The sequence below is a fragment of the Paraburkholderia sp. SIMBA_027 genome, assembly GCF_046535315.1.
In the GTDB taxonomy this organism is placed as follows: Bacteria; Pseudomonadota; Gammaproteobacteria; order Burkholderiales; family Burkholderiaceae; genus Paraburkholderia; species Paraburkholderia tropica.
Genome location: NZ_JAWRWY010001696.1, coordinates 1 through 232, shown reverse-complemented (window position 1 = coordinate 232; position 232 = coordinate 1). Strand labels below are relative to the sequence as shown.

Genomic DNA, 232 nt, shown 5'->3' with positions numbered 1-232 from the left:
CGCAATGGTAAGCAGACGCGTACAAGCACTTCTGGATCAATTACGTGCGCAAGGTATTCAGGATGAGCAGGTGCTGAATGCACTTGCCGCCGTGCCGCGTGAAAAATTCGTTGATGAAGCGTTTGAACAAAAAGCCTGGGACAATATCGCTTTGCCGATAGGTCAGGGGCAGACAATTTCGCAGCCATATATGGTGGCGCGAATGACCGAATTACTCGAGCTGACGCCGCAG

General features: G+C 51.7%; 1 pseudogene. It reads left to right on the top strand.

The features are described from left to right. Positions 1-4: 4 nt before the first annotated feature. Positions 5-232 (top strand): annotated as a pseudogene (pcm, locus tag SB764_RS44965) (protein-L-isoaspartate O-methyltransferase); the annotation flags it as partial.